Source organism: Pseudomonas sp. AMR01, from assembly GCF_041946035.1.
In the GTDB taxonomy this organism is placed as follows: domain Bacteria; phylum Pseudomonadota; class Gammaproteobacteria; order Pseudomonadales; family Pseudomonadaceae; genus Aquipseudomonas; species Aquipseudomonas antarctica_B.
In genome coordinates this window covers 26,189-46,549 of the sequence record NZ_JAUTYR010000035.1, presented here as the reverse complement: position 1 = coordinate 46,549, position 20,361 = coordinate 26,189, and the positions used below count along the sequence as shown (strand labels likewise).

At 60.2% G+C, this 20,361-nt stretch carries 22 protein-coding genes; 13 read left to right on the top strand and 9 right to left on the bottom strand.

The window, feature by feature from the left end:
* Positions 1-110: 110 nt before the first annotated feature.
* A complete protein-coding gene (locus Q7C20_RS22385) occupies positions 111-986 on the bottom strand; it encodes a LysR family transcriptional regulator (RefSeq protein WP_375070295.1) in 876 nt (291 codons plus the stop codon).
* Positions 987-1,066: 80 nt separating this feature from the next.
* Between Q7C20_RS22385 and Q7C20_RS22380 the strand changes: the two genes are divergently transcribed.
* The gene (locus Q7C20_RS22380) at positions 1,067-1,774 is read left to right on the top strand and encodes a CTP synthase (protein ID WP_375070293.1); all 708 of its coding nucleotides are present in this window, start codon (positions 1,067-1,069) and stop codon (positions 1,772-1,774) included.
* A complete protein-coding gene (locus Q7C20_RS22375; protein ID WP_375070291.1) occupies positions 1,771-2,094 on the top strand; it encodes an antibiotic biosynthesis monooxygenase family protein in 324 nt (107 codons plus the stop codon). The genes Q7C20_RS22380 and Q7C20_RS22375 overlap by 4 nt, the downstream gene beginning before the upstream one ends.
* 66 nt (positions 2,095-2,160) lie before the next feature.
* Here Q7C20_RS22375 and Q7C20_RS22370 read toward each other — a convergent pair whose 3' ends face one another.
* Complete coding sequence (locus Q7C20_RS22370; protein ID WP_375070290.1) at positions 2,161-2,484, bottom strand: DUF2025 family protein; 324 nt, start codon at positions 2,482-2,484, stop codon at positions 2,161-2,163.
* Positions 2,485-2,715: 231 nt separating this feature from the next.
* Here Q7C20_RS22370 and Q7C20_RS22365 point away from each other — a divergent pair, with 231 nt between their 5' ends.
* The 3 genes from Q7C20_RS22365 (at position 2,716) to Q7C20_RS22355 (ending at position 5,586) form a co-directional block, all read left to right on the top strand.
* Positions 2,716-3,843, top strand: a complete 1,128-nt coding sequence (locus Q7C20_RS22365; RefSeq protein WP_375070288.1) for a glycerophosphodiester phosphodiesterase — start codon at positions 2,716-2,718, stop codon at positions 3,841-3,843.
* A 91-nt stretch (positions 3,844-3,934) separates the two neighbouring features.
* Positions 3,935-4,240, top strand: a complete 306-nt coding sequence (locus Q7C20_RS22360; protein ID WP_375070286.1) for a PepSY domain-containing protein — start codon at positions 3,935-3,937, stop codon at positions 4,238-4,240.
* A gap of 173 nt (positions 4,241-4,413) precedes the next feature.
* Positions 4,414-5,586: an ATP-binding protein gene (locus Q7C20_RS22355; protein WP_375070284.1), complete on the top strand. Its 1,173-nt coding sequence runs from the start codon at positions 4,414-4,416 to the stop codon at positions 5,584-5,586.
* Here Q7C20_RS22355 and Q7C20_RS22350 read toward each other — a convergent pair whose 3' ends face one another.
* Complete coding sequence (locus Q7C20_RS22350; RefSeq protein ID WP_375070282.1) at positions 5,587-7,215, bottom strand: methyl-accepting chemotaxis protein; 1,629 nt, start codon at positions 7,213-7,215, stop codon at positions 5,587-5,589. It abuts the gene before it with no gap.
* 263 nt (positions 7,216-7,478) lie between these two features.
* Here Q7C20_RS22350 and Q7C20_RS22345 point away from each other — a divergent pair, with 263 nt between their 5' ends.
* Both Q7C20_RS22345 and Q7C20_RS22340 read left to right on the top strand, forming a co-directional pair.
* Positions 7,479-8,501 carry a transporter gene (locus tag Q7C20_RS22345; RefSeq protein WP_348060816.1) on the top strand — a complete coding sequence of 341 codons (1,023 nt, stop codon included), beginning with the start codon at positions 7,479-7,481 and terminating at the stop codon, positions 8,499-8,501.
* A 250-nt stretch (positions 8,502-8,751) separates the two neighbouring features.
* Positions 8,752-10,368, top strand: coding sequence for an inorganic phosphate transporter (locus Q7C20_RS22340; protein ID WP_375070280.1), 1,617 nt, complete (start codon positions 8,752-8,754; stop codon positions 10,366-10,368).
* Between the two features lie 124 nt (positions 10,369-10,492).
* Here the strand turns inward: Q7C20_RS22340 and Q7C20_RS22335 are convergent, their stop codons facing one another.
* Genes Q7C20_RS22335 through Q7C20_RS22325 form a run of 3 tightly spaced genes read right to left on the bottom strand, consistent with a single transcriptional unit; the run spans position 10,493 to position 13,156 of the window.
* Positions 10,493-11,467 (bottom strand): biotin-dependent carboxyltransferase family protein, encoded by a 975-nt coding sequence (locus tag Q7C20_RS22335; protein ID WP_375070278.1) that lies wholly within the window; start codon positions 11,465-11,467, stop codon positions 10,493-10,495.
* On the bottom strand, positions 11,464-12,342 hold the full coding sequence (locus Q7C20_RS22330) for an allophanate hydrolase subunit 1 (RefSeq protein ID WP_375070277.1): 879 nt from the start codon (positions 12,340-12,342) through the stop codon (positions 11,464-11,466). The genes Q7C20_RS22335 and Q7C20_RS22330 overlap by 4 nt, the downstream gene beginning before the upstream one ends.
* Before the next feature lie 55 nt (positions 12,343-12,397).
* On the bottom strand, positions 12,398-13,156 hold the full coding sequence (locus Q7C20_RS22325; protein WP_375070275.1) for a 5-oxoprolinase subunit PxpA: 759 nt from the start codon (positions 13,154-13,156) through the stop codon (positions 12,398-12,400).
* A 105-nt stretch (positions 13,157-13,261) separates the two neighbouring features.
* Between Q7C20_RS22325 and Q7C20_RS22320 the strand changes: the two genes are divergently transcribed.
* Complete coding sequence (locus Q7C20_RS22320) at positions 13,262-14,179, top strand: LysR family transcriptional regulator (protein ID WP_375070273.1); 918 nt, start codon at positions 13,262-13,264, stop codon at positions 14,177-14,179.
* 204 nt (positions 14,180-14,383) lie between these two features.
* On the opposite strand, the gene Q7C20_RS22315 is transcribed toward Q7C20_RS22320, so the two are convergent.
* Complete coding sequence (locus tag Q7C20_RS22315; protein WP_375070272.1) at positions 14,384-15,280, bottom strand: LysR family transcriptional regulator; 897 nt, start codon at positions 15,278-15,280, stop codon at positions 14,384-14,386.
* Between the two features lie 104 nt (positions 15,281-15,384).
* On the opposite strand from Q7C20_RS22315, the gene Q7C20_RS22310 reads away from it, so the two are divergent.
* Complete coding sequence (locus Q7C20_RS22310; RefSeq protein WP_375070270.1) at positions 15,385-16,143, top strand: SDR family NAD(P)-dependent oxidoreductase; 759 nt, start codon at positions 15,385-15,387, stop codon at positions 16,141-16,143.
* A gap of 65 nt (positions 16,144-16,208) precedes the next feature.
* On the opposite strand, the gene Q7C20_RS22305 is transcribed toward Q7C20_RS22310, so the two are convergent.
* The gene (locus Q7C20_RS22305) at positions 16,209-16,649 is read right to left on the bottom strand and encodes a multidrug/biocide efflux PACE transporter (protein ID WP_375070268.1); all 441 of its coding nucleotides are present in this window, start codon (positions 16,647-16,649) and stop codon (positions 16,209-16,211) included.
* 89 nt (positions 16,650-16,738) lie between these two features.
* Here Q7C20_RS22305 and Q7C20_RS22300 point away from each other — a divergent pair, with 89 nt between their 5' ends.
* From Q7C20_RS22300 to Q7C20_RS22285, 4 genes are all read left to right on the top strand, one after another.
* On the top strand, positions 16,739-17,617 hold the full coding sequence (locus Q7C20_RS22300; protein ID WP_375070266.1) for a LysR family transcriptional regulator: 879 nt from the start codon (positions 16,739-16,741) through the stop codon (positions 17,615-17,617).
* Between the two features lie 95 nt (positions 17,618-17,712).
* Positions 17,713-18,231, top strand: a complete 519-nt coding sequence (locus tag Q7C20_RS22295; RefSeq protein ID WP_375070264.1) for a GNAT family N-acetyltransferase — start codon at positions 17,713-17,715, stop codon at positions 18,229-18,231.
* 42 nt (positions 18,232-18,273) lie between these two features.
* A complete protein-coding gene (locus Q7C20_RS22290) occupies positions 18,274-18,528 on the top strand; it encodes a helix-turn-helix domain-containing protein (RefSeq protein ID WP_348057851.1) in 255 nt (84 codons plus the stop codon).
* A complete protein-coding gene (locus tag Q7C20_RS22285; RefSeq protein WP_375070261.1) occupies positions 18,521-19,729 on the top strand; it encodes a type II toxin-antitoxin system HipA family toxin in 1,209 nt (402 codons plus the stop codon). The genes Q7C20_RS22290 and Q7C20_RS22285 overlap by 8 nt, the downstream gene beginning before the upstream one ends.
* Before the next feature lie 60 nt (positions 19,730-19,789).
* Here Q7C20_RS22285 and Q7C20_RS22280 read toward each other — a convergent pair whose 3' ends face one another.
* Positions 19,790-20,272, bottom strand: coding sequence for a GyrI-like domain-containing protein (locus tag Q7C20_RS22280; RefSeq protein WP_375070259.1), 483 nt, complete (start codon positions 20,270-20,272; stop codon positions 19,790-19,792).
* Between the last annotated feature and the right edge of the window lie 89 nt (positions 20,273-20,361).

The window sequence follows — 20,361 nt, the reverse complement described above, 5'->3', positions numbered from 1 at the left end:
GTGGTGGGGCGAAGACCTTTTGGTTACTTTTGGGGCGTTTGCCAAAAGTGACCCGCTGTAAGAGCGGAACCATAAGCAGCCATCACCGCAGCAACGGATATGTACTCATATCAAAGCCTCACACACCGCCCCAACTCATCAAACAACGTCACCACCGACCGCAGCGCCCTGCAATCAGGCCGCGTCAACAACCACAACGCAGTATCCCGCCCCGGCAAAGCAGCCCCCAACGGCTCCAACCCCTCACCCAACAGAAAATCCGGCAACGCCGCCACCCCCAACCCCGCACGCACCAGCTCAGTGACCGACAACATACTGTTACAGCGATAACTCGGCCGCACCCCCGGCAACTGCTCACGCCGCCAAACAACCGTCGGGTGATCCGGCAAAAAATCATCCGGCGCAATCCACGCCAAGTCGGCCAGCTCCCGGCCTGCATGCTGCCGCGCAAACCCCGCGCTGGCGCACACCTGATACCTCACCACCCCCAAACAACGCCCCACAAGGTGCTCGGGCGGCGTCTTGGTCAAACGCAAAGCAATGTCCGCATCGCGACGGCTCAAGTTGGCGAAATCATTAGACGTACTCAACTCCAGCGTCAACGCCGGATAAGCCGGCATAAACTGCGCCAGCGCCGGTAACAGCAACCCTTGCAGCACCGAGTCGGTACAGGTCAGACGCACCGTCCCGCTGATCACCTCCCCGCCCTGCTCCACACCCACCCGCGCAGCCTCCAGGGCTTGTTCAGCGCATTCGGCCTGCTGCGCAAGGTTGCTGGCCAGGCCCGTGGGCAGATACCCCGCGCGGCTTTTTTCAAACAGCGTCTGGCCCAGCGCAGCCTCCAGCCGCCGCACCGCACGAAACACCGTCGACACATCCACCCGCAACAACGCCGCCGCCCGCCCCAGCGTGCCACCGCGCACCAGCGCGAGCACCAGCGACAGGTCAGCGTAGTCAATTTGATAGTGCGTGGCTGCATTGAGCATATGGGTAAACGCCAATATTGATTGCGTGAGCGCCAATCTATAGTGCCCACCAAGACACCACAAGCCATGGGACGTACACGATGAAAACCACCACTTTGCACCTCGCCCTGATCGGCGATTACAACCCTGACGTGGTTGCTCACCAAGCCATTCCCGTCGCCCTGCAACGGGCGGCCGACAGCCTGGGCGTCAACGTTCACGTGCAATGGCTGGATACGGATTCGCTCACCTCCACCACCCCGCTGCATGCCTTCGACGGCTTCTGGTGCGTACCCGCCAGCCCCTACCGCGACACCGACGGCGCACTGCGGGCGATCCGCTTTGCCCGCGAACAGCGGCGCCCTTTCCTCGGCACCTGCGGCGGTTTTCAACACGCGGTGCTGGAATATGCCCGCAACGTATTGTGCTGGGCTGATGCCGAACACGGCGAACTGGCCCCGCAGGCAAAACGCGCCGTCATCACGCCGCTGACGTGTTCACTGGTTGAGGCCACCGACACCGTGCGCCTGGCGCCATACACCCGCATTGCCGACGCCTACGGCACTGCCGATATAGAGGAAGGTTACCGCTGCCGTTATGGGATCAACCCCGAATTCGCCAGCGCGCTGCTCGACGGCAATCTGATTGCCACTGGCCATGACTCGGCGGGTGACCTGCGCGCCGTCGAGTTGCTGGACCATCCATTTTTCGTCGCCACCCTATTTCAGCCGGAACGCGCAGCGCTCAAGGGCATCACGCCGCCATTGGCGATTGCGCTGCTCAAGGCGTGCCAGGCGGTGTCGGCATGATCGCCACCACGCCCGCGCCGCCGTACTACGCGGTAATTTTCAGTTCACTGCGCACCGAGGGCGACCAAGGCTACGGCCAGGCCGCCACGCGCATGCTCGAACTGGCACGCGAGCAGCCGGGATTTCTCGGGGTGGAGTCAGCGCGGGAGGATGGGCTGGGGATCACCGTGTCCTATTGGGACAGCGAAGCAGCGATTCTGGCCTGGAAACAGCAGGCTGAGCATCGAGCGGTGCGTGAACAAGGGCGTACCACTTGGTATTCGGCGTTTCATACGCGTGTTTGCAAGGTCGAGCGGTCTTACAGCTTCAACGCCGTTTAAAAACGGTGGGAGTTGGCTTGCCAGCTCCCACCGTTTGATCTTCGTTTGACCTGCAAAAATGTCGAGCTAGCTCACCAAACTGCGCAACGCACTGATCTGCGGGATCTCCACCCGGCGCATGTACGCGCGTAGCGGCTCGGTAATGTTGATGCGCTCATCAATATTGTGGTCCAGCAGCAACTGAATACGCTCGCGCGACAGAGTCATGGTGTGCTCCGCAGCCGGCAACCAGACAAATTCAGCGGTGGGAATAATGCCGTCATCGGCCACGTCCATGCCGAAGGCATCTTCGCTGAAACGCACGATGTAGTGGCCGGTCTTGCGGTTCAGGCCAACAAAACCGTGGAGGTCGTCGGCAGCCTGGCAGATGAGTTCGGATGTGATGCGCATGGTAAACCTCACTGAAAAGTCCCACAGGGACTGGAAAGATGGTTTACACGCGTGGCAGAAATGACTGCCCTCTAACGGGGCGGCTTCGGCCAAGAGTACTGCAACACTGCACAAAAAAACCAAGAAAATGGGCCGTGCGCACGTTATTGTCGGTTTGGTGATAGCGCCTTTCGCAATCAATTGTTAAAAAGGACGCCTTCTCAAAGTTACCTCCACGAAAGGACTTCGCATATGCCTGTCACGTTTACCAAGAGTGCCTTGCTGCTCGCCCTGATGCTCGGCTTCTCCCAGGCACAGGCCGCCGACCCGATCAGCCCGGCTGAATTGGCAACAAACGAAGGCATTCCGTACCCGGCCGTCATCGCCCACCGTGGCGCGTCCTTTGATGCCCCCGAATCCACCGCCGCTTCCTACAAGCTCGCCCGCGACCTCGGCGCCGACTACCTGGAAATGGACCTGCAACGCAGCAAGGACGGCGTGCTGTTCGCCCTCCACGACAACAACCTGCAACGCACCACTGACGTGGCCACCAAGTTCCCAGACCGCAAGGACGCCCCGGCCAACGAGTTCACCTGGGCCGAACTGCGCACCCTGGACGCTGGCAGCTGGTTCAACGCCGCCTACCCGGACCGCGCCCGCCCGGCTTTCGTCGGCCTGAAAATCCAGAGCCTGGACGAAATCATCAAGATCGCCGAAGGCAACCCGCAGCACAAACCCGGCCTGTACATCGAAACCAAGGAGCCCAAGCAGTTTCCGGGCATCGAAGCCGACCTGAAAAACAAGCTGCTGGACAAAGGCTGGTTGAGCTCCGCCGGCTCCAAGCTGGGCAAGAGCAACACTGGCGTGGGCCAGGGCAAAGGCCGCGTCGTGCTGCAAACGTTTGAAAAAGACAGCTTGAAAGAGCTGCAGAAAGAAATGCCCAACACCCCGAAAATCCTGCTGTTGTGGGTTGGCCCAGGCAGCATCGAGCCAAAGTCCACGCAGACGTTCGCTGAGTCCGGCGAAGCCACCAAAGCCGCCTACTACGCCAAGCAAGAGCCAAAAGACGCAGCCGAGTTCGAAAAATGGGTCGACGAAGCCAAGAGCCTCGGCGCCATCGGCACCGGCCCTTCGGCTGAGCTGACCAACCATGGTGATCAGAGCTACACCGACCTGGTGAAGCCTGAAATGAACAAGCTGACCCACGACAAGGGCCTGCTGGTGCATGTGTACACCGTGGATGAGCCGGTGGACTTCGACAAAGTGATGAAGGCCGGGGTCGATGGCATCTTCACCAACCGCGCCGCCGAGCTGCTGAAGTACTTCAAGCGCTGGCCGTCCTCGAGCGTGTCGGACCTGCTGAAGGACAACGGCTACTGAGTCGCTGGTGTCAGTGCGCCATTAAGGATGAATTAAGTTGCGCTGGTTAATCTGGCGCCACTTAAACAGCTCACCCACAAGGACACTGACCATGAAGACACTGACTGCCCTGTTCGCCGCTACCGCCCTGACCCTGACTGCCGGCCTGGCCCAGGCTGATGTCCGTCCGGACCAGATTCCAGCCCTGCTCAAATCCGGCGATGTGATGGCGTTCGAGAAACTCAACGCCGCTGCCCTGGCCAAACACCCCGGCGCGACCATCGCCGACACCGAGCTGGATCACGAAGCCGGTCGCCTGGTCTACGAAACAGACCTGACTGACACCGCCGGCAAGAAGTGGGACGTGAAGCTCGACGCCAAAACCGGCGAAGTGCTGGAAAACAAGCAAGACACATAATTCCAACGCCAAAAAAACCGCGTCACTTTTAAGAGTGACGCGGTTTTTTTATGCGTGCTCGTCAGCTAATTGTAGGAAAAGCACCTAATACGCTGAATGAAATTACACCTACAAGGTGTAAGGTCGCTAAAATCCCCCTCTATAGCCAGCACCTTTCGGATCGAGATTACTTAATGGGGCAAAAAGCCGCCGACATTGCCACCATTGGCCGCATCAGCGCTGTACCTGCGATGCTCAAAGTCATCAGCGACATGACCGGACTGCGCTTTGCGGCCGTCGCGCGCGTCACCGAAGAGACCTGGACTGCCTGCGCCGTGCTGGATCAACTGGAATTCGGCCTTGGCGTCGGTGGCGAGCTGGACCTGACGACCACCCTTTGCCACGAAATTCGCGGCTCGCACCGCTCGGTAGTGATCGACAAGGCCAGCGAAGACCCGCTCTTTTGCGACCATCACACCCCGCGCATCTACCAATTCGAAAGCTATATTTCGGTGCCGGTTTTCCGCACCGACGGACGCTTCTTCGGCACCATTTGCGCGCTAGACCCCAACCCCGCCCAACTGCGCAGCAGCACGATCCAGTCGACCATGGAATCGTTTGCGCGGGTGTTGTCGCTGCAAATCGAAGCCGAGGAAAACCAGCAGAGAACCGAAAACGACCTGCTGGAAGAACGCGGCACCGCCGAGCTGCGCGAGCAATTTATCGCCGTACTCGGCCATGACCTGCGCAACCCGCTGTTCGCCATCAACTTTGGCGCCGAACGGCTGTTGCGCAAGCACCCAAACCCGACCACCGACCCGCTGGTGCGCCACATCCTCACCAGCGGCCGACGTGCTGCGCAGTTGGTCGAAGACGTGCTGGATTTCGCCCGGGGCCGCATGGGCAGCGGTATTCCACTTCACTTGGGCGACTGCAAGGATTTGCAGGAGGCGCTGCAACATGTGGTGTCCGAGGTGCAAAGCGTGCACCCGCAGCGCCTTATCTATGCCGATATCGGCGACCTGCGCGGCGTGTACGGCGACCGCAACCGGCTGGCGCAATTGCTCTCCAACCTGGTGGCCAACGCCATCCACCACGGCAGCCACGATGGCCCGGTGGAAGTCACCGCGCACATCGAACGCGGCCATTTCAACCTGACAGTGAAAAACCCCGGACAGATCGACGATCAGGCCCTGCCGCAATTGTTCCAGCCTTATTCACGTCCGACCCACCATACGCCCCAGGCCGGCCTGGGCTTGGGGCTGTATATCGTCAAGCAGATTGCTGACGCCCACGGCGGTGAACTGAGCGTGTCTACCACCGAACAGCAAGGCACGGTTTTTACGTTCAGTTTGCCGACAGACTGATCAAGCACCCAAACGCGCGGTTACCTCATTCAGCTCACTCGACAACCCGCGCAAGTTCTGGCTCGCCACTTCGGTGCGCTGCACATTGTCCATATTCGTGGTGGCGACGGCGGTGATCTGCGTGATGTTGCGCGAGATATCTTCGGCCACCGAGGTCTGCTCCTCGGCGGCGGTGGCGATCTGGCGGTTCATGTCACGGATCGCTTCCACGGCTTGGGTGATATGGGTGAGCATCGCGCCAGCCTCGGTGACTTTCGACACGCTCTCATCGCTGCACGACTGCCCGCTCATAATCGCCTGCGCCGCATCCACCGCGCCGGTTTGCACGGCATGAATAATCTGGTTGATCTCGATGATCGATGCCGCCGTGCGTTGCGCCAGGCTGCGCACCTCATCGGCCACCACCGCAAAACCACGCCCGGCCTCACCAGCGCGTGCGGCTTCAATGGCCGCATTGAGAGCAAGCAGGTTGGTCTGCTCGGCGATCCCACGAATCACCTCCAACACTTTACCGATGCGCACGCTGTCGGTTTCGAGGCGGCGGATGATAGTGCCTGTGTTGAGGATTTCGTTGCGCATCTGGCCAATGGTGGCGATGGTGACCTGCATCACTTCACCGCCCTCCCGCGCCGATTGATCCGCCTCATCGGCAGCACGCGATGCGCTGGCCGCGTGGCGTGCAACTTCCTGGGCGGTGGCCGACATTTCAGTCATCGCCGTGGCCACCTGATCGGTGCGGTTAAATTGATCATGGGTGCCGGTGGCCATTTGCCCGGCGATCGAGTTCAACTCGCCGCTGGCGCCGACAAGGTCCGTGGCGCTGCGTTGCAGGCGGCTGAAGGTTTCGGCAAGGAAATCTCGCAGGGTATTGGCGGCGGCGGCCAGATGGCCCAATTCATCCTGGCGGCGACTGGCGACACGTTCGGCAAAGCGGCCGTGGCTCAATTGAGTCACGTAGTCGATCAAACCGCGAATCGGCAAGATCAAGTTACGGTTGATCAGCCACAAGCTGAACAGACCGATCAACACACCTGACAGCAACATGATGGCCAGCCCGACCATGACTGTGCGCTCGGCGTAAGCGCTGATGGCCACCGATTGCTTCGCGCCTTGCTCGCGCAAGTCACTGACTAACGCGCTCATCTGCTCGCTGGTGGCGCGGTCCACACCCTTGACCGCAGCGTCACCCGCGCTCGCTTCGGCGCCGGCAGCCAGGTAGGCATCGCGCCCTTTCTGATAAGCCACGCCCAGTTGTTGGTGCGCCTGACGCAAGGTTTCGATGCGCTGGTTCAGCGCCGCGTCGTCATGCGTGTGAGTCACCAGACGCGCGAGGATGCCTTGCACATCGCGCTGCCGGTCCTGGAACTGGCCCCAGTATTTCTCCATGTCTTGCGGTTGCTTGCCGCGCAGCAACACGTTTTTCCATTCCTGTACCTGCACTTTGAATTGCAGGTTGGCCTCATCGATTAATTGTGAGGTGAGCAGCGGCCCCTCGATCAGGCTGCGATAACTCTGTACGCCATTGGAAAGGAAGTTGAAACAGGCCAGGGCGATCAACAACATCGCCAGCAGGCTGCCACCGAGCAGCGACAAGATCTGGGCTCTCAAGGAGGTTCGCAAAACATTCATCGGGAAAAGCCTCGATACAAGGGAAAGGGTGCATGCACGCCGTAACTTCCTTGTTATCGAAACCACCGCCTATTCACAGCAGTTCGTTATGCCTTGAATCGGCCATTCCAGACGCTTCTTGAACGGTTGCTGACAAACGGTCAATAAAATGTCACCGCGTCGAAATAAATTCAAAACCGTCACAAAAATGTCAAATTTCCTTGCAATGATTCGCACACGCGAACCTGTGAAACGTCCTACAGGCGCTCTTTCTGCGAGCCTCCATGAACCACAGCATTGATCACAGCCACCAGGATCCCGATCTGTTTGGCTTGCTTTACGGTTTTCGTTTTCGCCCCGGCGAAAAGGGCGAGCAGATTGACTCAGCCACGGCGCTGGCCGCCTTGCAGGCGCCGCAAGACCCGGAAGAATTCCTCTGGTTGCACCTGAACCTGGCTCACGCCGCGTGCGAGCGCTGGATGCAGGCGCACCTGTCGTTGCCGGAGGAGTTTTTCGAAGCGTTGCACGAAGGCTCGCGCTCAACGCGCATCGAACACGTGGACTCGGCCTTGCTGGCGGTGGTTAACGACGTGGTGTTCAATTTCAGCAGCATGGTGTCCTCGGATATTTCCACGCTGTGGGTGTGCGCTCGCAGCCGCTTGCTGGTGAGTGCGCGCCTGCAACCACTGCACTCGGTGGACAAACTGCGCTCGTCGGTGAAGGCCGGTGAACGCTTTCGCTCACCGCTGGAGTTGCTGGTGCATCTGCTGCGCGACCAGGGCGAAGTGCTCACCCAGATCGTGCGCAAGACCAGCATCAGCGTCGACCATATCGAAGACCAGTTGCTGTCCTCGCACCTCTCCACCAACCGCGCCGAACTCGGTGCCGCACGCCGGGTGCTGGTGCGCCTGCAACGCCTGCTGGCGCTGGAACCGGGCTCGTTGCTGCGCCTGCTCAACCGCCCGCCGCAGTGGCTGCAAAAGGAAGACGTGAAGGAGCTGCGCAAATCCACTGAGGAGTTCGCGCTGATCATCAACGACCTCACGGCCCTCGGTGAGCGCATCAAGCTGTTGCAGGAAGAGATCGCAGCCAACCTCAATGAACAGAGCAACCGCACGCTGTTTACACTGACCGTAGTGACGGTGCTGGCGCTGCCGATCAACATCATTGCCGGATTTTTCGGCATGAACGTGGGCGGTGTACCGCTTTCAACCGACCCGGAAGGCTTCTGGATTCTGGTGGCGCTGGTGGCAACTTTCACCGTAATTGCCGGGCGCTGGGCCTTCAGAAAGCGCAAAGACTATTAACCTGGAATGCAATCAAACTGTGGGAGCTGGCTTGCCTGCGATGGCCATCTATCAGCCACTTTTTCAGTGCCTGACAGCCAGCAATCGCAGGCAAACCAGCTCCCACATTGATTGCACTATGACATTAGTTATGCAGTGTTTATTGGACAAGTGGCACCCCCAATTCCCCAAACACTGACTCACCGCAGCATCTCTGTAACATTCTGCAATGATCATGACAAACATCCTTCACAACACTGGATGCTCCGGCATGGCCACCCCTTCCCTGACTGCCTCCAATACCGCTTCACCCACAGACGCCAAACCACGGCTGGACAAAAAACCGGGCCTGGTGACGGTGATCATGTTCTTCGCCGTGCTCGCCATGGGCCTGCTGTTTACCGCCTACAGCCTGATGCACGACATGCACGAACTCGGCACGGTGGTCACCACCTGGACGCCGTTCCTGCTGCTCGGCGTGGCGCTGTTGATTGCCCTGGGTTTCGAATTCGTCAACGGGTTCCACGACACGGCCAACGCCGTCGCCACGGTGATCTACACCAACTCGCTGCCACCGCATTTTGCGGTGGTGTGGTCGGGGTTCTTCAACTTTCTCGGGGTGCTGCTCTCCAGCGGCGCGGTGGCGTTCGGCATCATCGCCTTGCTGCCGGTCGAGCTAATTTTGCAGGTAGGCTCGTCGGCGGGTTTCGCAATGATCTTCGCCCTGCTGATCGCCGCCATCCTGTGGAACCTCGGCACTTGGTGGCTGGGCTTGCCGGCTTCGTCTTCGCACACGCTGATCGGCTCGATCATCGGTGTCGGCGTCGCGAATGCCTTGATGCACGGGCGTGACGGCACCAGCGGTGTGGATTGGGGCCAGGCGACCAAGATTGGTTACGCGCTGCTGCTGTCGCCGCTGATCGGTTTTGCCTTTGCTGCGTTGTTGTTGCTGGCCCTGCGCGCCTTTGTGAAAAACCGCGCGCTGTACAAGGCGCCGAAAGGCGACACCCCGCCGCCATGGTGGATTCGCGGCATGCTGATCGCCACCTGCACCGGCGTGTCGTTCGCCCACGGTTCCAATGACGGCCAGAAAGGCATGGGCCTGATCATGTTGATTCTGGTCGGCACCCTGCCGATGGCCTACGCGCTGAACCGCGCCATGCCCGCCGAGCAATCGATGCAGTTTGCGGCAGTGGCTGAAGTGACCCAGGTGGCCCTGGTGAAAAGCGCGCCGCAACCGTTGGCAGGTGACCCGCGCCCGATTCTTTCGACCTATGTGCGCACCAAGGAAGCCACGCCGGAGCTGGTGCCTGCCCTCGCCGCGCTGGCCGGGCACATCGGTGACGAAGTAAAAGGCTATGGTTCCCTGGCCAAAGTGCCCGCCGAAGCCGTCGGCAACGTGCGTAACGACATGTACCTGACCAGCGAAACCATTCGCTTGATGGACAAGGGCAAGGTCGGCAACTTTGACGCTGACACCCTAGGCAAGCTGAAACTGTTCAAGGAACAGCTCGATAATTCCACGCGCTTTATTCCGCTGTGGGTGAAGATCGCCGTGGCCATCGCCCTGGGCCTTGGCACCATGGTTGGCTGGAAGCGCATCGTGGTGACGGTGGGCGAGAAGATCGGCAAGACCCACCTGACTTACGCCCAAGGCGCCTCGGCCGAAATGGTGGCCATGCTGACCATCGGCGCGGCAGACATCTATGGGTTGCCGGTGTCGACGACGCACGTGTTGTCGTCGGGTGTGGCGGGCACCATGGTGGCCAATGGGGGTGGCTTGCAGATGAGGACCATCCGCAATCTGGCGTTGGCGTGGGTGCTGACGTTGCCGGCGGCGATTTTGCTGTCGGGCAGCCTCTACTGGCTGTTCACCAAACTGTTCTGACCCAACAGAGGTTCAAAATGTGGGAGGGGGCTTGCTCCCGATGGCGGTGGATCAGTCAGCTTATCTGTAGCTGACCCACCGCTATCGGGAGCAAGCCCCCTCCCACATTTGGTTCTGCGTTACGTCAGTTGTTGAAGAGTCCGGCCATCGCTTTGAGCCGTTTTTTGTAAACCCGCCGCGCCTCCAAGGCTTCCTCCAGTGTCACCGCCACAAACCCCGCCCGTTGATTCGGCTGCATCTGCCCGATCAAATCCAGGTCCGCACTGATCACCGTGCCAATCATCGCGTACCCACCGCCCGACACCGCATCGCGGTGCAGCACAATCGGTTCCAACCCCGCAGGGACTTGAATCGACCCGATCGGGTAGCAACTGTCGACGATATTCGATGGATCCGACCCCGCGCCAAACGGCTGCTCCCGTGGCTGAAAGCTCAACGCACTGCCGCCCTTGAAGCGGTAACCGATGCGGTCCGCCTCGGAACCGACCGTCCAGGGTTCGGCAAAAAAACTGCTCTTGGCCGCAGAAGTCAGGCGCTCGTAATACAGCCCCGGCACCACGCGCAAGGTCACATCGCCGCCCACCGAGCGGCGCAAGGCCATGGGCAAACTGTTGCCCGCGCGGCCCTGGCCGCTGGCCTCGCCGATGGGCAATTCATCGCCTTCCTGCAAACGCCGCCCCTGAAACCCTCCGAGCGCGCCCAGCGTGTAGGTCGAGCGGCTGCCGAGCACCAGCGGCACATCAATGCCTCCGGCCACCGCGAGGTACGTCCGCGCGCCGGCCTTGGGAAATTCAAAACGCAGCACCTGCCCGGCGCGTACCTGGAACGCGGTGTCCTGGTGCACCACTTCGCCGTCCAGGCGCGGCGACATCAAGGCACCGCTCAGAGCCACCAGCGCGTCCTCCTGGAACTCAAGCTCAGGCCCGATCAGCGTGCATTCCAGGCCCGCCGCGCCGACCGGGTTGCCCACCAGGTGGTTGGCCGCACTCAAGGCGTATTGGTCCAACGCGCCGGAGGGCGGGATGCCCAAGTGGTAATAGCCTTCGCGGCCCAGGTCTTGTACGGAGGTGGCGAGGCCGGGTTTGAGAACCTTGATCATGCCAGCGCCTCCTGCAGGGTTTTCGGGTAGCCGATGGGATCGGCGAGAAAGGCGTCGAGGGAGAATTCCACCGGGCGAATCCGCAGGTCGAAACGGCCCGCGTCTACCTCCGCGACAGCCAGGTCATAGGCATCGCGGTCAATAGGTTTGAACTGCACGATGTCGCCGGGGCGGAAGAACACCATGTGTTCCTTGAGGTAGGCCAACTGCTGCGCCGGGTCGTAGATCGGTGCCGGGGTTACGCCGAACATCTGGTAACCGCCGGCGCCGCGTACCGAGTAGATGCAACCAAAACAACCGCCATGGCCGAGGGTGAGTTTCGGCGTGTCGGTGCGCGGGCGCAGGTACTTGGGCACCTGCAACTGCCGCGCGCGCGCGACCATCTGGAACATGAACGGCAGGCCCGCGACAAAGCCAACCATCGACACAAACCACGGCGCGCCACTGTGAGCGGCGATGAATGCGTCGACGTCGGCCAGCCCGTTAATGCGTGCGGCGTATTCCAGGTCAGTGCCCGTAGGGTCTTGGTGGCGGTCGCGAAAGCGCATCAGGGTTTCATGGGTCCAGGGGTCGTTGTAGAGCACCGGAATTTCGATAATGCGCGTGTGCAAGGTGCGTTCGGTCACGGCCTGGGCTTCGGCGCTTTGCACGGCGTCGAGCAGCACATGGGGCGCAATGCGGTCGGGGTCAAAGCGAATCTGGAACGACGCATTGGCCAGGCACACATCCAGCACACCTTCCAGGGCCAGGCGCTCGACGGCGCGGGTCACCGCCATGCCTTTGAAAAAGGCCTCCAGGGACATGCTGTCGCTGACCTCGGCAAACAGGTGTTCATCACCGCCGAAGCTGTAGCGAATGGGGGACGTTTGAGCCATGTCTGTTCCTCTTGGAATCATTGTAGAAAGGCAGGCAAAAAATGACGGATCGATCTTATTGGGGGGTTCTGACGTCAATGCCCGCCTTGTCCAGAGCTTCACGCGTGGCTTCCACCAGTTCCAAGGCGCCGGGGGTGTCGCTGTGCAGGCAGATGGAATCGAATTCAATAGAAAGGTCTTCGCCCTCTACCGTTTTTACCAACCCGGTCTGACATGCACGCAAGACGCGCGCCGCCACCGTTGCCGGGTCCAATGCACGAACAGTGCGGGTAAACACGATGGAGCCCGTAAGGTCGTACTCACGGTCAGCGTAAAACTCGCGCACTACCGGCTGCCCCAGTTCGGTGGCAACCCGCCAGATGACCGAGTTCGGCATGCAGTACAGCAACAGCGTCGGCTCGATGATTTGCAGGTTTTGCACCAGCAACCGCGCCGCTTCTTCGTCACGGGCCAGGTGCATGTAGAGCGCGCCGTGGGGCTTGATGTGTTGCAGGGTCACGCCTTGGGCACGGGCGATTTCCCGCAGGGCGCCGAGTTGGTAGAGCATGTCGTCCACCAATTCCTGGGCCGGTGCGTTGATGTGCCGACGCCCGAACCCGACCAAATCCCGAAAGCCCGGGTGCGCGCCGATGGCCACACCCAGTTGCTTGGCGCGCTCGACGGTGCGGCGCATGGTGCCGGGGTCGCCGGCGTGGAAGCCGGTGGCGATATTGGCTGAGCTGATATAGGCCATCAGCTCGGCGTCGACGCCGTCGCCAATGGTCCAGGGGCCGAAGCCTTCGCCCATGTCTGAATTGAAATCCACTGCCTGCATCGGGGCTGCTCCGCCAAAAAGGTGATGGCTGAAAGTAGGCCGCGGCTTGACCCCTTGGGAAGATCTATTATCAGATGGCCCATCTTCTGAAAAACAGATAAAGCCATGTCCCTGACCTTGCGACAAGTCCGCTATTTCATCGCCACCGCCGAAATCGGCCAGATTTCCCAGGCGGCGATTCACTTGAACATTTCCCAGTCGGCGGTGACCACCGCGATCAAGGAGCTGGAAGCCATGCTCGGCGTGCAGCTGTTCGTGCGTTCGGCCCAGGGCATGAACCTGACCGACGCCGGGCGGCACTTTCTGAACCGCGCTTATGTGATCGTGCGCAGTGTGGACGATGCGCTGAACAGCCCTCTGCCGGATTACCGCGCCAGCGGCGTACTGCGTGTCGCCGCCAGCTACACCGTGTTGGGTTATTTCCTGCCCCACCACCTGCAACGCATGGAGCACTGGCACCCGGACGTGACCATTGAAGTGTTCGAGCAGGAGCGCCAGGCCATTGAGCACGGCCTTCTCGACGGCCAATTTGACATGGCCGTGGTACTCACCGCCAACCTGACCCACCCGGATATCGTCTCCGAAATCCTCTTCAACTCGGAACGCCGCCTGTGGCTGCCCAGCCATCACCCGCTGTGCGACCGCGGCGCCGTGAGCCTGGCGGATGTGGCCCGGGAACCCTACATCTTGCTCACCGTCGACGAGGCCGAACACAGCGCCATGCGCTATTGGGAACACGCCGGGCAAACGCCTGACGTGCGGCTGCGCACCAGTTCGGTGGAAGCGGTGCGCAGCATGGTCGCCAACGGCAGCGGCGTGGCAATTCTGTCGGACCTGGTGCACCGGCCCTGGTCACTGGAAGGCAAACGCATCGAAACATTGACCGTGACTGACCCGGTCACACCGATGAGCGTGGGCCTGGCCTGGCACCGCGAGCGCGCGTTTACCCCGGCGATGCAGGCGTTTCGTGATTACTTCCACGACGCCTTCCTGGCGCCGCAGCAATTGTCGGCGCGGCGCTAGTCACTGTGGCGACTGGATTTGCTGTGGCGAGCGGGCTTGTTGTGGCGAGCGGGCTTGCCCCGCGTTGGGCTGCGCAGCGGCCCTGAAACCAGGCTCAGAGGAGTGTCTGACCTACCGCATTCTTCTATTTTGGGGCCGCTTCGCAGCCCAACGCGGGGCAAGCCCGCTCGCCACAATGACCGTATTCACCTTAGCTGACGGGCGTTAGAGCTGGGATTGCAAGGTGGCGGCCAGCCAGTCCATAAACACCCGCACTCGCTGCGGCAGATGCCGCTGACCCGCGTAAAGCAACGACACATCCAGCGCCGGGGCCGGGTACTGCGGCAATACCGCCACCAGCTCGCCGCTGGCGAGTAGATCGCGAACGCCCAGGGCTGGCACCTGAGTAATGCCGAAGCCGCCCACGCAGGCCGCCCTGTAGGCATCGGTGCTGTTAACCGTAACCCGCCCGGCCATGGGCACTCGCTGCACTTTGTTGCCCTGCACGTATTCAAACCCCGGCGAGCGCGAGCCCAAGGGGCGCACGTAATGCACCAGATAATGATGGGCCAGGTCGGCCAGAGTTTCGGGCTTGCCGTAGCGTTGCACGTAGCCTGCGCTCACGCAGTTGATCATCGGCATGTTGCACAGCAACCGCGCGACCACCGACTGGTCGGGCTGCGCGCCCACGCGTAATACGCAGTCGAACCCTTCGGCGAGCAGGTCGACCTGGCGGTCGGTGCTGCTGACTTCCAGCTCGATCAACGGGTGCGCGTCCATGAACGCTGGCAGGCGCGGCAGGATCAATTCCCGCGCCATCACGTTGGGCATGTCCACGCGAATACGCCCGCTGAGCTGCGCCTCGTCCTGGCGAAACAGGCCTTCGAGTTCTTCCATGTGCGAGAGCAAATCCTTGCTGCGCTCGTACAACACTCGCCCGTCCTGGGTCGCCTGCACCTTGCGCGTGGTGCGTTGCAACAAGCGCGCGCCGAGCAGTTCCTCCAACGCCTGCACATGCTCGGACACGGTAGAGCGCGGCAAGCCCAGGCTCTCTCCCGCTTGAGTAAAACTCGACAATTCAGTGACCCGCACGAAGGTGCGCAACAGCTCAAGCTTGTTCATGGGATTGTTCGCCTTATCCGGCCAGTGTTTCCGATATAGCGCTGTTTATCACGTTATGGGCGGACAAATACACTCAGTCCCACGATCACTCAGAGGAATCCACCATGTCTCGTAAAATCGCACTGATCACTGGCGCCAGCCGCGGCCTCGGTAAAAGCGCAGCATTGCACCTGGCAGCCCAAGGCGTCGACATCATCGGCACTTACCACAGCGCTGCGGCCGAGGCTCAAGCCGTGGTCGAACAGGTTGAAGCCTTGGGCGGTCGCGCCGCCATGCTGCAACTGGATGTGGGCCAGAGCGGCACCTTCAATGACTTTGTCGGCGAAGTCGGCCGCGTCCTCAAGGATGTTTTCGCACAGGATCACTTCAACTTTCTGATCAACAACGCCGGTGTGGGCGCGCATACCAGCTATGCCGACACCACCGAAGAACAGTTCGACACACTGGTGGCGATCCACTTCAAGGCGCCGTATTTCCTTACGCAAAAACTGCTGCCGCTGATCAGTGATGGCGGGCGCATCATCAATATCTCCAGCGGCCTGACGCGCTTCACCCTGCCGGGGTCTTCGGCCTACGCCTCGATGAAAGGTGCCGTGGAAGTGCTGTCGCGCTATCAGGCCAAGGAGTTGGGCCCGCGCGGGATCACCGTCAACACCCTGGCGCCCGGCGCGATCGCCACCGACTTCAACGGCGGCACCGTACGCGACAACACGCAGGTGAACAGCATGGTTGCCAACAACACGGCCCTGGGCCGCGTCGGTTTGCCGGACGATATCGGCGGCGCGCTCTCGGTTCTGTTGGCCGACGGCAGCAACTGGATCACCGGGCAGCGCATTGAAGCCTCGGGTGGCATGTTCCTTTAAACAGGCTGCGCCAGCCTTCATGCCTGCAGATTCCTGACAGGCGTTTGTTGATTTCGTGGCCTCGTTCACGCTTGACTCGGCACACGTTGCTGTACGACTTTTTCCCGAATCACGTCATACACCCAGTGATACACGTAGGTGTACGGCAGGAAAAACAGCAACACGCCGATGTCGAGGATAAACGCCTGCATCAGGCTGATGTTCATCCACGCCGCGATCAGCGGCACGGCGACAATAATCAGCCCGCCTTCAAACATCAGCGCGTGCAACACCCGAGTCCGGGCGCCACCGGACAATTGCAGGCGCACTTTCAAGCGGTCAAACAGGCTGTTGAAAATGATGTTCCAGGTCAGCGCCAGCAGGCTGAGGCCCAAGGTTACCGCACCCATTTCCAGGGCAGGTCGGCCGGTAATCCAGACCAACAGCGGCGTACAGATCAACAAGGCCAAGCCTTCAAACCCCAAGGCTTGGCAAACGCGTTCAGTAATCGACTTGTTAGGGCTCATAACCAGCGCTCCGTGAGTGACGATGGTTGCCATGATTACCCTTTGACTCGATACTTCATAACCAATTACCATCGACCAAGGCGATAGTCATGGCTTCAAACGAAGTGCTGCAGGCGTTTGTGCAGGCCGCCACCCAAGGCTCGTTTTCTGCGGCGGCGCGCAAGCTCGGCAAAAGCCAGTCCACCGTCAGCGCGGCGGTGGCAAGCCTGGAGATTGACCTGGATGTGGTGCTGTTTGATCGCAGCAGCCGCAAACCGACGCTGACGCCAGCCGGGCATGTGCTGCTGCAACGGGCCGAACAGGTGCTGGAAGCCAGCAGCCGATTAGAGATGGCGGCGAGCCAGTTGTCGCAAGGGTTGGAGCCGAAAGTCAGTATCGCCATGTCCGACACCTACCAGTCGGAGCGCTTCGAAATCGCCCTCAAGGCTTTTGAACAACGCTACCCGGACCTGGAGCTGGAATGGCTGATTGCCGAGTGCGAAGACTTGATCGACCTGGTGCAAAGCGGCCGGGCGCAGATGGCGTTTATCGAGGCCCAGGAGATCTATCCACCCGACCTGAGCCGTGCCCCGGTGGCGGAGCGCGCGGAACTCGCGCTGTTCGTCGCCCCCACGCATCCGCTGGCCAGCCTGCAGGGCATCGACCCGCAAACCTTGCAGCAACACCGCGAACTGCGCCTGGCAAGCGTCATCAACCCCAACGAGATACGCCCCACTGGCCGCGTGTGGTCGGCACCGAGTTTTCTGATGCTGATGGAGATGGCTCAACTCGGTTTCGGCTGGGCGGCGCTGCCGCGCTGGCTGGTGGAGCGGTTTGGCAATGCGGGCTTGGTTGAACTGACAGTGCGCAGCTGGCCACGCTCGGTGGCGGTGGATGTGCTGTGGTCGCGCCACCATCCGCCGGGGCCTGCGGGGAGCTGGATGTTGGGGCTGATGCTCGAGTCATCGATTCCAGACCCGGCACTTTAAACATGTGGTACACCTCGGGTTGAAAAACCCGGAAGCCCGCCTGCGGCAAACCCGATAGAATCCAGCCTCTTTGTAGGATTCTGGATGCACCCCCGATGGAAACCCGCCTCGTCCCCTATGAGACGCTGAGCCTCGTGCAAAAACAGCAACTCGACACCCTGCAAGTGCACCCCGAACAGCTGGCGTATTCCGGGGATATCTACTGCGCGCTCAACAGCCTGCTGGTCAATCCCAACCCTGCCAGCGTCAAAGGCTTCGCCCTGCTCGCCGACGCAATACCCGTCGCCTTCCTCCTGCTCAAACGCCCGCCGTGCCTGCCCCATTGGGCGGATGAACACAGCGCCACGCTGCACGCGCTGCAAGTGGATCGCGCGCAACAGGGCCGAGGGTTTGGCAAGTCGTGTTTGCAGGCACTGCCCGAGACGGCATTGCAGGCGTGGCCAGAGATCAAGGCGCTGGAGTTGTCGGTGGACGCGGACAATGTGGCGGCGATGCGTTTGTATCTGGGGGCTGGCTGGGTGGATAACGGGGAGGCGTATAAGGGCAGAATCGGGTATGAGCGCAGGCTGAAATGGGTATTTGGTCGGGGCAATATTGACAACAATAAAATGTAACGTATACGTAACTTATGATTATCAAGGTAATGAATACGTGACATGGACACTTCCGTTATTACTCAGCGACTCGGTCAGCAACTAAGAGCCCTGCGCCTCAATCGTGGCTATAAACAGGCGGATCTGGCGAAGTTGGCGGGGATTACCCGGCAAAAACTGATCGACATTGAAAAAGGAAGCCTTTCAGTGTCGATGAATGCCTATGCCCGGGCCATCGCAGCCTTGGGCAGCGAATTCAAATTGGTACCGGTAACCCTGCCAACGCTGGAGGAGCTGGAGGATTTGTTCAATGAATAACCCTCATTTGCGCGTGCATACTCCTCAAGGCGAAAGCGGTAGTGTGCTGGTGAGTGCCGAAGACTATTTGTTTCGCTACGGCTCCGAAGCGCAGGCACAAAACGCAGTCAGCCTGACGATGCCGGTTCGGGCAGAAGAATATCGCCGCCGAGAACTCCACCCCATCTTCCAGATGAACTTGCCGGAAGGCTACGTGCTGGAGCAATTGCGCAATCGCCTCGCCAAGACCGTGAAAGTCGACCCCATGCTGTTGTTGGCATTGTCGTGTAGCAGTGCCCCGATCGGCCGGGTGTTTGTGTCGTCAGACCAGGTCAACGCGTTGATCCAGCGCAACAGCCCTCCCGCAACGGGAGAGAATCTCGACGAAATTCTCGCCTGGGACGGCGCGGAAGATCTGTTCGTCGAACTGGTAGACCGCTACATCCTGCGAGCGGGCATTTCCGGCGTACAGCCCAAAGTGCTGGTGCCGGAAAAACCTCAAACGCCCGATCAAAAATTCACCTCAAAAACAGACGATCTGATCATCAAAAGCGGGCGCGAAGAGTTTCCGGGGTTGGCCATTAATGAATACCTGTGCATGTCAATTGCTCGGGACGCTGGCCTTCACGTGCCGCCGTTTTACCTGTCTCAGAACCACAAATTGTTCATCATGCGACGCTTTGACCGGGACGAGCAGCTCAACCCGTTAGGCTTCGAAGACATGACTACGCTCATGGGCCTGTCTACCGAACAGAAATACACCAAGAGCTACGCCGCCGTTGCCAAAGCCGTGCGCGTGTTCTGTTCACCAGAAAACATCCATAGCTCGCTCGCGCAATTGTTCGACAGCGTGGCACTGAGTTGCATCGTGGGTAACGGCGATGCTCATTTGAAGAATTTCGGCGTGCTTTACAGTGATCCAATCAAAGCGGACACGCGGCTCGCGCCGGCTTACGACATTGTGAACACCACTGCCTATATTCCCGAAGACTCGCTCGCGTTGACTTTGTCCGGTAACAAATCTCTGTTTGCCTCACGTTTGGGCATTCTTGAGTTTGCGCGAACCTGCGAAGTCGAAAATCCCGAAGCGCGCATCCAGGCGTTACTTCAAACCCTGGAAGTGGTGCTCAAACGCGAAGACGAGTACTGCCGGTTAGCCCCCGAAGTCGCGAGAGCTATCCGACAATCTGCGCAGGGTTACCAAAACAGCTTCGGCGGCTGAATGAGTTCCCTGGAATCATCCCAGGACAAGGTAACTCCCATGCTTCTACAGGGGCGGCGGTCAGCCTCTTTCGCCAACCGGCAACCAGATTTCCACGCTGCCAGTGCCTTTGCGCGCATCAAAATCGGCGCTGTAGCGCTCGAAATCTGCGCCCATCACTTTGTAGCCCGAGTGCGGCAGCCATTCGAACATGATGCGCTCGTACGTCTGCTCAAGCGCCTGCACCGGCCCGTGATGGGGGAACACGGCATAGTTGAGCGGCGGAATTTCGACGCACTCGAAGTTGCCGGGCACGTCGCTCTTGCCTGGCACTTCAACCCCGGCCAGGTAATCGAATTCGCCGTGGCTGGGGTTATGGCACACGCCGTAGGTCACGCCGCCGACGCGCTTTTTGATGTCTTTGATACAGGTGTCGAACAGCTCCCACAGCTTGGGGATATCACCAATGGTGGCCTTTGAATAACGCCCTTTTACACCGGCGATGACCAGTGCCTTGCCGGCTTCCATGCGTGGCTCTAACGGTTGTTTTGTCTGCTGATCCATACGAACAGTCTCCTTCTTATGAGGGAACAAACCCGCATCGAGTATAGGGGGATATCCACCCTGCACTCCAAGCAGAAAATTTTCCTACG

Bases quoted from the DNA above. Each gene is read 5' to 3' on its own strand.
- Q7C20_RS22290 (WP_348057851.1), top strand. From the start codon at position 18,274: ATGGACACTTCCGTTATTACTCAGCGACTCGGTCAGCAACTAAGAGCC.
- Q7C20_RS22370 (WP_375070290.1), bottom strand. From the start codon at position 2,484: ATGCGCATCACATCCGAACTCATCTGCCAGGCTGCCGACGACCTCCAC.
- Q7C20_RS22310 (WP_375070270.1), top strand. From the start codon at position 15,385: ATGTCTCGTAAAATCGCACTGATCACTGGCGCCAGCCGCGGCCTCGGT.
- Q7C20_RS22345 (WP_348060816.1), top strand. From the start codon at position 7,479: ATGAACCACAGCATTGATCACAGCCACCAGGATCCCGATCTGTTTGGC.
- Q7C20_RS22375 (WP_375070291.1), top strand. From the start codon at position 1,771: ATGATCGCCACCACGCCCGCGCCGCCGTACTACGCGGTAATTTTCAGT.
- Q7C20_RS22365 (WP_375070288.1), top strand. From the start codon at position 2,716: ATGCCTGTCACGTTTACCAAGAGTGCCTTGCTGCTCGCCCTGATGCTC.
- Q7C20_RS22320 (WP_375070273.1), top strand. From the start codon at position 13,262: ATGTCCCTGACCTTGCGACAAGTCCGCTATTTCATCGCCACCGCCGAA.
- Q7C20_RS22295 (WP_375070264.1), top strand. From the start codon at position 17,713: ATGGAAACCCGCCTCGTCCCCTATGAGACGCTGAGCCTCGTGCAAAAA.
- Q7C20_RS22385 (WP_375070295.1), bottom strand. From the start codon at position 986: ATGCTCAATGCAGCCACGCACTATCAAATTGACTACGCTGACCTGTCG.
- Q7C20_RS22360 (WP_375070286.1), top strand. From the start codon at position 3,935: ATGAAGACACTGACTGCCCTGTTCGCCGCTACCGCCCTGACCCTGACT.
- Q7C20_RS22280 (WP_375070259.1), bottom strand. From the start codon at position 20,272: ATGGATCAGCAGACAAAACAACCGTTAGAGCCACGCATGGAAGCCGGC.
- Q7C20_RS22325 (WP_375070275.1), bottom strand. From the start codon at position 13,156: ATGCAGGCAGTGGATTTCAATTCAGACATGGGCGAAGGCTTCGGCCCC.
- Q7C20_RS22330 (WP_375070277.1), bottom strand. From the start codon at position 12,342: ATGGCTCAAACGTCCCCCATTCGCTACAGCTTCGGCGGTGATGAACAC.
- Q7C20_RS22350 (WP_375070282.1), bottom strand. From the start codon at position 7,215: ATGAATGTTTTGCGAACCTCCTTGAGAGCCCAGATCTTGTCGCTGCTC.
- Q7C20_RS22380 (WP_375070293.1), top strand. From the start codon at position 1,067: ATGAAAACCACCACTTTGCACCTCGCCCTGATCGGCGATTACAACCCT.
- Q7C20_RS22335 (WP_375070278.1), bottom strand. From the start codon at position 11,467: ATGATCAAGGTTCTCAAACCCGGCCTCGCCACCTCCGTACAAGACCTG.
- Q7C20_RS22300 (WP_375070266.1), top strand. From the start codon at position 16,739: ATGGCTTCAAACGAAGTGCTGCAGGCGTTTGTGCAGGCCGCCACCCAA.
- Q7C20_RS22315 (WP_375070272.1), bottom strand. From the start codon at position 15,280: ATGAACAAGCTTGAGCTGTTGCGCACCTTCGTGCGGGTCACTGAATTG.
- Q7C20_RS22340 (WP_375070280.1), top strand. From the start codon at position 8,752: ATGGCCACCCCTTCCCTGACTGCCTCCAATACCGCTTCACCCACAGAC.
- Q7C20_RS22305 (WP_375070268.1), bottom strand. From the start codon at position 16,649: ATGAGCCCTAACAAGTCGATTACTGAACGCGTTTGCCAAGCCTTGGGG.
- Q7C20_RS22285 (WP_375070261.1), top strand. From the start codon at position 18,521: ATGAATAACCCTCATTTGCGCGTGCATACTCCTCAAGGCGAAAGCGGT.
- Q7C20_RS22355 (WP_375070284.1), top strand. From the start codon at position 4,414: ATGGGGCAAAAAGCCGCCGACATTGCCACCATTGGCCGCATCAGCGCT.